General features: G+C 41.8%; 10 protein-coding genes and 2 pseudogenes. 11 read left to right on the top strand and 1 reads right to left on the bottom strand.

The window, feature by feature from the left end:
- Nucleotides 1-6: 6 nt before the first annotated feature.
- From def to DWY31_RS14525, 11 genes and pseudogenes are all read left to right on the top strand, one after another.
- Entirely contained in the window at nucleotides 7-483 is a 477-nt protein-coding gene (gene def / locus DWY31_RS09435; protein WP_021859614.1) for a peptide deformylase, read from the top strand.
- Nucleotides 483-1415 carry a methionyl-tRNA formyltransferase gene (gene fmt, locus DWY31_RS09430; RefSeq protein ID WP_021859615.1) on the top strand — a complete coding sequence of 311 codons (933 nt, stop codon included), beginning with the start codon at nucleotides 483-485 and terminating at the stop codon, nucleotides 1413-1415. The genes def and fmt overlap by 1 nt, the downstream gene beginning before the upstream one ends.
- Before the next feature lie 18 nt (nucleotides 1416-1433).
- A complete protein-coding gene (locus DWY31_RS09425) occupies nucleotides 1434-2135 on the top strand; it encodes a zinc metallopeptidase (protein WP_117538223.1) in 702 nt (233 codons plus the stop codon).
- Nucleotides 2136-2168: 33 nt separating this feature from the next.
- A complete protein-coding gene (gene rsmB / locus DWY31_RS09420) occupies nucleotides 2169-3479 on the top strand; it encodes a 16S rRNA (cytosine(967)-C(5))-methyltransferase RsmB (RefSeq protein WP_118520235.1) in 1311 nt (436 codons plus the stop codon).
- Nucleotides 3472-4518 (top strand): 23S rRNA (adenine(2503)-C(2))-methyltransferase RlmN, encoded by a 1047-nt coding sequence (gene rlmN, locus DWY31_RS09415; RefSeq protein WP_021859618.1) that lies wholly within the window; start codon nucleotides 3472-3474, stop codon nucleotides 4516-4518. The genes rsmB and rlmN overlap by 8 nt, the downstream gene beginning before the upstream one ends.
- Nucleotides 4519-5262, top strand: a complete 744-nt coding sequence (locus tag DWY31_RS09410; RefSeq protein WP_021859619.1) for a Stp1/IreP family PP2C-type Ser/Thr phosphatase — start codon at nucleotides 4519-4521, stop codon at nucleotides 5260-5262.
- Entirely contained in the window at nucleotides 5256-7379 is a 2124-nt protein-coding gene (gene pknB / locus DWY31_RS09405; protein WP_118520233.1) for a Stk1 family PASTA domain-containing Ser/Thr kinase, read from the top strand. The genes DWY31_RS09410 and pknB overlap by 7 nt, the downstream gene beginning before the upstream one ends.
- A 25-nt stretch (nucleotides 7380-7404) precedes the next feature.
- Entirely contained in the window at nucleotides 7405-8283 is an 879-nt protein-coding gene (rsgA, locus tag DWY31_RS09400; RefSeq protein WP_118520231.1) for a ribosome small subunit-dependent GTPase A, read from the top strand.
- A 2-nt stretch (nucleotides 8284-8285) separates the two neighbouring features.
- Nucleotides 8286-8948, top strand: coding sequence for a ribulose-phosphate 3-epimerase (gene rpe, locus DWY31_RS09395; protein ID WP_021859622.1), 663 nt, complete (start codon nucleotides 8286-8288; stop codon nucleotides 8946-8948).
- Nucleotides 8941-9603, top strand: coding sequence for a thiamine diphosphokinase (locus tag DWY31_RS09390; protein WP_118520229.1), 663 nt, complete (start codon nucleotides 8941-8943; stop codon nucleotides 9601-9603). The genes rpe and DWY31_RS09390 overlap by 8 nt, the downstream gene beginning before the upstream one ends.
- Nucleotides 9604-10875: 1272 nt before the next feature.
- Nucleotides 10876-11268: pseudogene (locus DWY31_RS14525) on the top strand (cell filamentation protein Fic); the annotation flags it as partial.
- A 135-nt stretch (nucleotides 11269-11403) separates the two neighbouring features.
- Here the strand turns inward: DWY31_RS14525 and DWY31_RS14520 are convergent.
- A pseudogene (locus DWY31_RS14520) lies at nucleotides 11404-11706 on the bottom strand (helix-turn-helix domain-containing protein); the annotation flags it as partial.
- Between the last annotated feature and the right edge of the window lie 152 nt (nucleotides 11707-11858).

Genomic DNA, 11858 nt, shown 5'->3' with positions numbered 1-11858 from the left:
AGAGAGATGGCAATTAGAAAAATCCGTGAGTTAGGCGATGAGGTCCTGACAAAACCATGTAAAGAAGTAACGAAGATGACACTTCGTACAAAGATTCTGATCAACGATATGTTAGATACGATGTATGAGGCGATGGGAGTTGGCCTTGCAGCACCGCAGGTCGGTATTTTAAAGAGAATCGTAACAATTGATATCGGTGAAGGACCGATCGTCCTTATTAATCCGGAGATTCTGGAGACTTCCGGTGAGCAGACCGGAGAAGAAGGATGCTTAAGTGTTCCGGGAAAAGCAGGACTTGTGACAAGACCGAATTATGTCAAAGTAAAAGCACTGAACGAAGACATGGAAGAGATTGTACTGGAAGGAGAAGAACTTCTTGCCAGAGCTTTCTGCCATGAGATCGATCATCTGGATGGTAAGATGTATGTTGACCTTGTGGAAGGCGGACTTCACGATGTGGAGCCATATGAGGAGGAAGTTTAATGAAAGTCATTTTTATGGGGACTCCGGATTTTTCCGTAGGAACATTAGAGGCACTCATTGAAGCGGGACACGAAGTGGCACTTGTCGTAACGCAGCCGGATAAACCAAAGGGACGCGGCGGCAAGATGCAGTATACACCGGTGAAAGAAGTGGCAGTTGCCCACAATATTCCGGTCTATCAGCCGAAGAGAATCCGCGAGCCGGAATGTATAGAAGAATTAAGAAAATACAATGCAGATATTATGGTGGTTATTGCATTTGGTCAGATTTTACCAAAAGAGATACTGGAAATGACACCGTACGGATGCGTGAATGTGCACGCTTCGCTGCTTCCGAGTTATCGCGGCGCTGCACCGATCCAGTGGGCAGTGATCAATGGAGAGAAAGTATCCGGTGTAACGACCATGCAGATGAATGAAGGGCTGGATACCGGAGATATGTTATTGAAAGTAGAGATTCCGCTGGATGAGAAAGAGACGGGTGGAAGTCTGCATGATAAACTGGCAGAAGCCGGAGCACGGTTATGCGTAGAGACATTAGATGCATTAAAAGCCGGAACGGTAACGCCTGAAAAACAGGGTGATAGCCCGACCGCTTATGCGAAAATGCTCGATAAGCACATGGGGAAGATTGACTGGAAGATGTCTGCAAAAGAAATTGAGAGACTGATCCGTGGACTGAATCCATGGCCGAGTGCGTATACGAGATGGAATGAGAATGATAAAGGAATGAAGATCTGGGAAGCAGAAGTAGCAGAAGGGCAGACAGATAAGGCTGCCGGTACAGTAGTAGAAGTCGCAAAAGACGGATTCTTTGTACAGACAGGAGACGGACTTCTGAAGATCACTGCACTGCAGATCCCAGGGAAAAAGAGAATGGATGCAGCAGCATTTCTGAGGGGATATCAGATGGAAACAGGAACGGTTCTTTAATTTTAAGGAGGAATTACTATGTATTATCCAATGTTTTATGATCCAACATATATCCTTGTAATGATCGGAGTTGTTATTTGTCTTCTTGCTTCGGCAAAGATGAATTCGACTTTTTCAAAATATTCCCGCGTGCGCAGTCACTCGGGAATGACAGGAAAAGAAGCGGCAGAAGCGCTTCTTCACAGAGAAGGTATTTATGATGTAAGAGTGGAATATGTCGCAGGTAATCTGACGGATCATTATGATCCGAGATCAAAAGTACTTCGTTTATCCGATGCAACTTACCAGCAGACATCGGTTGCAGCAATCGGAGTTGCAGCTCATGAATGTGGTCATGCGATCCAGCATGCAAGAGGATATGCACCGCTGTCTATCCGTAGTGCGCTTGTACCGGTTGCTAATTTTGGAAGTTCGATCGCCTGGCCGCTTATCATCATTGGACTGATCATGAACAGCCAGACATCCCAGCTGTTTCTGAATCTTGGTGTGATTGCATTTTCAATGGCAGTATTGTTTCAGATTGTAACACTGCCGGTAGAGTTTAATGCGTCAAGAAGAGCACTTAAGATTCTTGGCAATACCGGAATGTTATATCCGGATGAAGTAAGAGAAACAAGAAAAGTATTGACGGCAGCAGCCCTGACTTATGTCGCAGGAGCAGCTTCCGCAATTTTACAGTTATTAAGACTGATCATGATCTCCAATTCTAGAAGAGACTGATCGGTATAGGACAAGATATGTAGGAGGACAGGTATGGCATCATCAGTAAGCAGCCGTGAACTCATACTTGAGACACTGCTTATGATCACAAGAGACGGGCAGTACAGTCACATTGCCTTAAAAAATGTACTGGATCAGTACCAGTATCTGGATAAAAAAGAAAGGGCTTTTATTACAAGAGTCGTCAACGGAACACTGGAGCATATGGTTGAGATTGATGCAATACTGAACCGGTTTTCCAAAGTAAAAGTAAATAAAATGAAACCGGTGATCCGTACGATCCTACGAAGTAGTGTTTACCAGATGCGATATATGGATAGTGTACCGGATCGTGCAGTCTGCAATGAAGCAGTGAAAGTTGCAGCGAAAAGAGGATTTGTGAATCTGAAAGGTTTCGTCAATGGCGTCTTAAGGACGATAAGCCGGAACAGGGAAGACATACAGCTACCGGATAAGACAGATATGGTAACTTATCTGTCGATTGTATATTCGCTGCCGGAGTGGCTTGTAAAACAGTGGCTTGCAGTATACGATGCAGATACAGTAGAGACGATGGGAAAGGCGTTTCTGGAAAATAAAAAGACAACTATCCGCAAGAGCCCGAAAGCTGGTGACACAACAGAGTTTGTGAAGCGTCTGGAGACAGAAGGCGTTATCGTAGAACCGGAAACACAGATGAAGGATGTATTTTATATTTCCGGATATGATTACCTGGAGAAATTACAGGCTTTCCGGAATGGCGAATTCTATGTGCAGGATATAAGCTCCATGCAGGTAGCAGAATGGGCAGATCCAAAAGCCGGAGACGTGATCATCGACGTGTGTGCCGCGCCCGGTGGCAAATCCATTCATCTTGCAGAAAAACTGGATGGAACGGGCATGGTGGAAGCAAGAGATCTGACGGAATACAAAGTAGAACTGTTGCAGGAGAATATAGAGCGGAGCGGTCTTACGAACATTTGCGCCAGAGTGCAGGATGCGACGGTAAAGGATTCGGAATCCGTGGAAAATGCGGATATTGTAATTGCGGATCTTCCTTGCTCCGGACTTGGTGTTCTTGGCCGTAAACCGGATCTTCGTTATAAGATGACACCAAAGATGCAGGAAGAGCTGGTTAAATTACAAAGAGAGATTTTAAAAGTAGTATGTGAATATGTGAAACCGGGTGGAAAGCTTCTTTACAGTACGTGTACCATTCATAAAGCTGAAAATGAAGATAATACAGCCTGGTTTCAAAAAGAACATCCGGAATTTCATTTGCAAAAAGAGAAGCAGATACTTCCGGGAATTGACATTGGAGACGGCTTTTATATAGCTATGTTCCAGAGGGAGAACCATGAGTAAAAAAGATATAGCATCTTATAATTATGAAGAATTAACAGAGGAAATGAACCGGATCGGTACAAAGTCTTTCCGCGGGAAACAGATTTATTCCTGGCTGCACGAAAAACTGGTGGATTCTTTTGAAGAGATGACCAATCTTCCAAAGAATCTCAGAGAAAAGTTGGATGAAGAATATGAAATCCGTCAGGTTTCGGTTGTAAAAAGACAAATTTCCAAAATGGATCCGACAGAGAAATTTCTGTTTGAACTGGATGACGGAAATATGATCGAAAGTGTTCTGATGAAATACAACTATGGCAATTCAGTCTGTATTTCATCGCAGGCAGGCTGCCGTATGGGCTGTCGTTTCTGTGCATCGACAATAGATGGACTGGAACGGAATCTTACAGCATCAGAGATGTTACGACAGATTTATGCGATACAGAAGATCACCGGGGAGCGGGTATCGAATATCGTAGTCATGGGAAGTGGCGAACCGTTAGATAACTATGATAATTTTGTACGGTTTGTACATATGATCAGTGATGAACACGGGCTTCATATCAGTCAGAGAAATATTACGGCATCAACTTGCGGAATCATCCCGAATATGTTGCGGCTTGCCGAAGAAGGACTGCAGATCACACTTGCACTTTCTTTGCATGGTTCTAATCAGGAGAAGCGTAAGAAACTGATGCCGGTTGCGAATAAATATGAACTGACGGACGTGCTGAAAGCCTGTGACGTTTATTTTGAAAAAACAGGACGAAGAGTTACATTTGAATACAGTCTTGTAAAGGATGTCAACGATCAGGACGAGGATGTGAAGGAGCTGGCAGCGATGTTAAAAAACCGGAACTGTCATCTGAATTTGATTCCGGTTAATCCAATCCGGGAACGTGATTTTAAGAAACCGGATGGCAAAAATGCCCGTGATTTCAAAAATAAACTTGAAAAAAACGGAATAAATGTTACTATTAGAAGAGAAAGAGGCTCAGATATTGACGGAGCCTGCGGACAGTTAAGACGACGTTATAAAACCGCGAAAAAGGAGAACTAGATGAAAATATATGCAATGACCGATGTGGGTAGAAAAAGAGAAGTCAATCAGGACTTTGTATATGTAACAGATAAACCGGTGGGACCGTTCCCGAATCTTCTGGTAGTCGCAGATGGAATGGGAGGCCATAAAGCCGGTGATTTTGCGTCTAAATATACAGTAAAAGTACTCCATGAAGAACTGGAGAAGACAGTGCTTAAGAAGCCGGAAGAGATCCTTAAGGAGATAGTAATAACTGCCAATCATGAGCTTATTAAAGCAGCGCAGTCGGATGTGAAATTGGAAGGAATGGGTACAACACTGGTTGTTGCTACTGTTATCGGTAATACATTATATTTTTCAAATGTAGGAGACAGTCGTCTGTATCTGATCAATGATAAGATCAAACAGATTTCCAAAGACCACTCTCTTGTAGAAGAGATGGTAAGACTTGGAGGAATCAAAGCAGAAGAAGCCAAGAATCACCCGGATAAGAATATTATCACAAGGGCGATCGGTGTGAAAGAAGATGTAGAAGCAGATATTTATGAATATCGTCTGAGAAAGGGAGACATCATTCTGATGTGTACAGACGGACTCAGCAACATGGTAGAAGATGAGGACATGTTTGACATCGTTAAGGGAGCCAGAGATATTGTTGAGGCAGTTCATATGCTGATAGAGAAAGCGAACAGTAATGGCGGGAGAGATAATATAGGGGTGGTTATGGCAGAGCCACTTGCAGATGAGGTGAGCGTATGGTAAAAGACGGAATATTTCTGGGTAACCGTTATGAGGTGCTGAGCAAGATTGGCGCCGGTGGAATGGCGGATGTATATAAGGGAAAAGATACGATGCTGAATCGCTATGTTGCGATCAAAGTATTGAAGAAAGAATATCGGGAAGATGAGAATTTCGTCCGTAAATTCCGGACAGAAGCGCAGTCCGCAGCGGGACTTCTGAACCCGAACGTTGTAAATGTCTATGATGTAGGCGAGGACCGGGGACTGTATTATATGGTTATGGAACTGGTCGAAGGAATCACGCTGAAAGAGTATATTGAAAGAAAGGGCAGATTATCTCACAAAGAGATTATCAGCATCGCAATACAGATGTGCACCGGTATCGGTGCAGCACATGCGGCAAATATCATTCACCGCGATATCAAACCGCAGAATGTAATTATTTCCAGAGACGGCAAAGTTAAAGTAACAGATTTCGGAATTGCAAAAGCTACTACATCGAATACGATCAGTACGAACGCAATGGGCTCAGTACATTATACATCACCGGAGCAGGCAAGAGGCGGATTCAGTGATGCGAAGAGTGATATTTATTCGATTGGTATTACGCTGTATGAGATGGCAACCGGTCAGGTACCGTTTGACGGAGATTCGACCGTATCTGTTGCAATGAAACACCTGCAGCAGGAAATCACACCGCCGTCAGAACTGGTTCCGGATATTCCGTACAGTCTGGAACAGATTATTTTAAAATGTACACAGAAAAACGGAGAACGCCGTTATCCGAATACAACACAGCTGATTCAGGATCTGAAACGTTCACTGGTAGATCCGGATGGAGATTTCGTAGTGATCCCGCCGCTTGGCAATGCCGATACCGTGATCATCACGGATGAAGAACTGGACGATATCCGTAGTGGTTATGATGATGATTATGACGACGAGGATTACGATGACAATTACGATGACAACAAAGGCTATGGCGATGATTATGATGATGAAGACTACGATGATGATTATGACGACAAAGGCTATGGCAGCAAAGGTTACGGAGACGATGATTATGACGATGATGTATATGACCGGAAAAAGTCCCGCAAGAAAAAAGGCGGCGAAGATGTAAATCCAGGTATGCGTAAGCTTATGAAGATTCTTATGGTTGTTGTCGTGATCATTATTCTGTTCGTTGTTGTCTTTGCAATCGGCAAAGCTACCGGTATCTTCAAAGGATTTAATTCCGGAGTTACAGCAGAAGAGACAGACAGCAAAGTAAAAGTTCCGAATGTTGTTGGAATGACAGAAGAAGATGCAAAAGCAGCGCTGAACAAAAAAGGACTTGGATGTCATGTCACATATGAAGAATCTGATAAATATGAAAAAGGTAAAGTCTGCGAGCAGAAGACAGAAGCCGGAACAAAAGTAGCGAAGAATACAAGAATTAATATTGTTGTATCTTCAAAGAAGATAGAAGATACGATCCAGATACCGAATGTATCCGGTATGGATGAATCCGAAGCGCAGCGCACACTGGAAGAAAAAGGTCTTACGGTTGGAACTTCCCAGTTTGTATATAGCAGCCAGTATGATGAGGGCGAAGTTATTGGAACGGATCCGGCAGCAGGAACAAGTGTAACTGCAGATCAGGAAGTGGTAATGAAAGTCAGCAAAGGCTCTGAGAAGATTTCTGTGCCAAGTCTTGTAGGCAAGACAGATTCGGAAGCACAGTCTGCGATCAAGTCAGCAGGACTGAAAGTTGGGACGGTTACTTACCAGTACAGTGATGAGACGGAAAAAGGCTACGTTGTGTCTCAGTCTCCGTACAGCGGTAACAAAGTAAATGCCGGATCAACAGTAAATATTGTTGTCAGCAAAGGAAAGAAACCGGAGGATAAGATCACTGTCCAGAATTTCAGTGGCAGTGATGAAGAAGAACTGTTAAGCTGGGCTTCTGAGAATGGACTGAATGCAAGCAAACAGCGGAGCGAGTACAGTAGTAATTATGAAGAAGGAACGATTATTTCCATGACTCCTTCTTACGGAAAAGTATCCAAAGGATCAACCATCCGCTATGTCTTAAGCCTTGGACCAAAACCGGAAAGCAACAGTGGAAACAATGACGGAAAACAGGGCGATAACTAGCAGATAAGGACAGATTGCAGAAAATATGAATGGAAAGATTGTAAAAGGAATTGCCGGATTCTACTACGTTCACGTAGTAGAATCCGGTGTTTATGAATGTAAAGCGAAAGGAATTTTCAGAAAAGACAAGATTAAACCGCTGGTTGGTGATAATGTTGAACTGGAAGTTCTGGATAAAGAAGAAAAACTGGGAAATATCATTCGGATCCTGCCACGTCAGAATGAACTGATACGTCCGGCAGTTGCCAATATCGACCAGGCACTGGTCGTATTTGCAGTGTGTAAACCGAGTCCGCACTATAATCTGCTGGACCGTTTTCTCGTAATGATGGAAAGCAAAGGTGTACCGGTTGTTCTGTGCTTTAACAAAGAAGATATTGCCTGCGAAGAACAGATTGCCGAGATTGAGAGCATTTATCGTGACTGCGGTTATCCGTGTGTTTTTACAAGTGCAAAAGAAGAGAAGAATATCAAAGAGATCCGTAAACTGCTACAGGGAAAGACAACAGTGATTGCCGGACCATCAGGAGTCGGTAAATCTTCGATCATTAATATTTTACAGCCGGAAGCGAATATGGAGACCGGAGGCATCAGCCGAAAGATCGAACGTGGAAAACATACAACAAGACATTCTGAGTTGTTCCCGATAGATGAGGAATCCTATATTATGGATACCCCCGGATTTAGTTCTCTGTATGTGAATGATTTTGAAAAAGAAGAACTGAAATATTATTTTCCGGAATTTGAACCTTATGAAGGTGGATGCAAATATAATGGATGCGATCATATACACGAACCGGGCTGTGCAATAAAAGAAGCGGTAGAATCCGGGAAGATCCACGAAGTCCGTTATGAAGATTATAAAGAAATGTATGAGGAACTGAAGAATAAGAGGAGGTATTAGACATGGAGTACATTTTAGCACCGTCCATTTTGGCGGCAGATTTTAAGAACCTGGGGGAACAGATGAAACTGACAGAAGACAATGGGGCAAAATATATTCATTTTGATGTAATGGATGGAATGTTTGTGCCAAGTATCTCTTTTGGAATGCCGGTTTTAAAATCCATTCATGATGTGACAGGACAGGTGATGGATGCGCATTTGATGGTGAAAGAACCAATCCGCTATATCGAAGAATTTGAAAAATCAGGAGCAGATATCGTAACGATTCATCTGGAAGCATGTGAGGATGTGGAAGCAACGATTCAGAAGATTCGTGACTGCAACATGAAAGTCGGCTTATCCATCTGCCCGGAAACACCGGCAGAAGCAATCGAACATCTTCTTCCGAAAGTGGATATGTTACTGGTAATGAGTGTGCATCCGGGATTCGGAGGTCAGAAGTTCATTCCGGAATCGCTGGATAAGATCCGCAAGATCCGTGCCATGATCAATGAACAGGGACTTCAGGTGGATATTCAAGTAGATGGCGGTATTTATCTTACAAATGTCCGTGAAGTGCTGGATGCCGGAGCAAATATTATCGTAGCGGGTTCAGCTGTATTTGGCGGAGATCCGGGTGAAAATACAAAGAAATTTATGGAGATTTTAAAGGATTATGAATAAGAAAATCGTTATCGTCAGCGGGGGAGAGCTGAACGAGGAGTTTACACTTTCTGTTTTGAGGGAGGAAGCAGGATGTGTGATCGGTGTGGATCGGGGAATGGAATTTTTATACCATCATCAGATTATGCCGAGCTATATCGTAGGGGATTTTGACAGTGTGGATCAGACGATTGCCACATATTACCGTGACGAGACAGATGTTCCAATCCGTGAATTTAATCCGGTGAAGGATGCTTCAGATACAGAAATCGCAATTCGTCTCGCAATGACACTGGGGTGCAAAGAGATGATTATTCTTGGTGCAACTGGCGGCAGGATCGATCATCTCTGGGCAAATATACAGTCGCTTGCAATTCCATTTCAGGCAGGTGTGGAGGCACAGATCCTAGATCCGCAGAATCGTATCCGGCTGATCGACGGAGATACTGTGATTAAAAAAGATGAGGCGTATGGTCCGTTCTTTTCAGTATTTCCACTTGGCGCGGAAGTATATCATTTCAATATCGAGGGCGCCAAGTATCCGCTCACCGATCATATACTGAGTCCATATGACAGTCTGTGTGTGAGCAATCAGTGGATCGAAGATGAAGTGAAGATTAGCTTTATGAACGGAATCGTGATCTTGATGGAGACCAAGGATAAAGGACAAGATTAAGATTAAGATGTTAAGTAAATCTTGGGTGCTGTATCTATTATGGCAGGAATTACCGAGTAGGGATATTGTAAGATGTGTTTTTATATCCCTATGGCAGGAACTGTCGGGAAAGGTATATGGCAAGATGAGCTTTTGTATCCCCTTGTGGTATAATTGCCGGGAAGGGATACCAGAAATTAAGTTGAAGTATCTTTTTTAATATATAATTGCGGAAAGAGATACAACATCATATCTCAATTATAATAAATAGTTAGAGAAGGGATATCAGAACGCAGAGTATGATATCCCTTAAATAATAAATTGTGGAAAAGGGATATAAAATCGTATCCTAAATATAGAAAAGTGTCAGAGAAGGGATACTAGGATACAAAGCATGATATCCCTTAAATGCTAAAATTGCAAAAAGAGATATCGAAAATGTCTGCTACCCAGTTGGACGATGAAGCCAGAAAGGTTATGGAACAAATAAAGAGTATGCCCAGAGATATTCGCAGTAAGAAAAAGGCTGCTAAAGGGAGAAAGGAAATAAAATTTTATGCGTGATTTCATTAACAATTACTGGGAAAATAGCGGATTTACATTGAATTTGAAACCCTGGTGTGATAATCTATAAATTGCTATATTAGGGTTTCTTTTTATTTTGAAAGAACATGAGATAGCAGAAAAAGATTAATAAAAATCCTGAAACCAAAGGATAAAAAAGGAGAATATAAAATTATGAAACTAGGAATCGTTATTGCGAGACCGATTTCATAAATATCCTTATAAGTTGTTAGATGCCTTTAAATGCTGATAGCTAGAGCATTTAGCGGATTTCCGACTTGGATAAAACTCTATATAAATTCATGTAAGTTTTTGAAAAATGGCCCACTTTGTGGCCCACTGACTTTTGATCGAAGTCCTAATATGGTAAGGAGAAGCGCTCATCTAGGCGCTTCTTTTTTTGACAAGTATTACAAAGAAAAATAGATGACGTTTAGAATGCAATATGATTATGCAACTGGAATTTGAAAGGCATAGTATGTTGTATCATCTAATAAATTTTGCTTTCATTTTCGCTCATGATCATGAGCCTTTTTCTGTTCAAAGCGTGTGCTGATATTGTATTTCTAGTATAGAATTGGAAGAAGGGAACAAAAAACAGAACGTTGCTGTATTATAATTTGCTTTTGCTTGTCACGGCAGTGTTTAAGGGACGGGGCAAAATCCTTGATTTTATTGGAGTTCTTTGATGAAAACGTAGAATTTACACCTTATTTACACCTTTGGAAGATTGGATCGGTATTTAAGACATATGGAAACTACAAGGGATGGAACATTCCAGAAAATGCAGAGAAACCAGAGCGCACTAACAAAAGAAAAGAAGAACAGATTACTCTGTTGGATATTCTGAAAGAGCAGAAGGCAAGTAACTACTCCGGTGGGATTTATCATAAGACACAGATTGATTTGACCTATAACTCTAACCATATGGAGAGAAGCAGCCTGACACATGATCAAACCAGATATACCTTTGAAACTAATAGTATTGGCGTAGAAAAAGAAGTGCTGAATGTGGATGATGTGATCGAAACGGCAAATCACTTCCGGTGCATTGACATGATTATTGATCATGCAAAAGCAGCTTTGACGGAGAAATTCATCAAAGAACTGTTCTGCTGTTTGGGCAGAATTACGATCATGTGCGATACAATACTGTACTATTTCAACCCGTTCTTCAAAAGTGGTTTTTCTTCCTTTGGTCATGACAATGCTTCCTCCTGTTCCAGAAGATTTTAATTCTTCATGACCATTATACTTCTTTATCCAAGTTTGTAACTTACCTTTTGAACGGATCCCGTATTTTTTGCAAATATCATTTTGAGAACCATAGCATGCTAAATAATCTAAGACTGCTTGTTGTTTCAATTCTTTAGAATATTTTTTATTCCCTTTCAATGTGAATGCATTTGCTCCCATAGATTCATAGTTTCGAATCCATTGTTGGACAGATGCAAGACTTACATCAAACATATCGGCAATTCGCCGTTGGCTTTCTTTTCCATCCAGATATAGATTTACAGCATATATCTTATCCTCAACAGATACTTTTCTTTTAGACATAAAATATGCTCCCTCCTAAGTGACAAGTTTTTATTATTTCACTTGTCTACCTAGAAGGGAGCATATCATTTAGTGCAACAGCCCCTTATCAAGCTTTACATAAAGTTACATTACCGGTAAGCATACAATGAGCAGATGTTTTTTATTGCCTT

It is taken from the genome of Dorea sp. AF24-7LB (genome assembly GCF_003478575.1).
Taxonomy (GTDB): Bacteria; Bacillota; Clostridia; order Lachnospirales; family Lachnospiraceae; genus Dorea_D; species Dorea_D hominis.
The sequence above is the reverse complement of the archived record's forward strand: the minus strand, read 5'-3'. Positions and strand labels throughout refer to the sequence as shown.

Coding starts and splice junctions, on each gene's coding strand:
- def (WP_021859614.1), top strand. CDS start 7: ATGGCAATTAGAAAAATCCGTGAGTTAGGCGATGAGGTCCTGACAAAA.
- fmt (WP_021859615.1), top strand. CDS start 483: ATGAAAGTCATTTTTATGGGGACTCCGGATTTTTCCGTAGGAACATTA.
- DWY31_RS09425 (WP_117538223.1), top strand. CDS start 1,434: ATGTATTATCCAATGTTTTATGATCCAACATATATCCTTGTAATGATC.
- rsmB (WP_118520235.1), top strand. CDS start 2,169: ATGGCATCATCAGTAAGCAGCCGTGAACTCATACTTGAGACACTGCTT.
- rlmN (WP_021859618.1), top strand. CDS start 3,472: ATGAGTAAAAAAGATATAGCATCTTATAATTATGAAGAATTAACAGAG.
- DWY31_RS09410 (WP_021859619.1), top strand. CDS start 4,519: ATGAAAATATATGCAATGACCGATGTGGGTAGAAAAAGAGAAGTCAAT.
- pknB (WP_118520233.1), top strand. CDS start 5,256: ATGGTAAAAGACGGAATATTTCTGGGTAACCGTTATGAGGTGCTGAGC.
- rsgA (WP_118520231.1), top strand. CDS start 7,405: ATGAATGGAAAGATTGTAAAAGGAATTGCCGGATTCTACTACGTTCAC.
- rpe (WP_021859622.1), top strand. CDS start 8,286: ATGGAGTACATTTTAGCACCGTCCATTTTGGCGGCAGATTTTAAGAAC.
- DWY31_RS09390 (WP_118520229.1), top strand. CDS start 8,941: ATGAATAAGAAAATCGTTATCGTCAGCGGGGGAGAGCTGAACGAGGAG.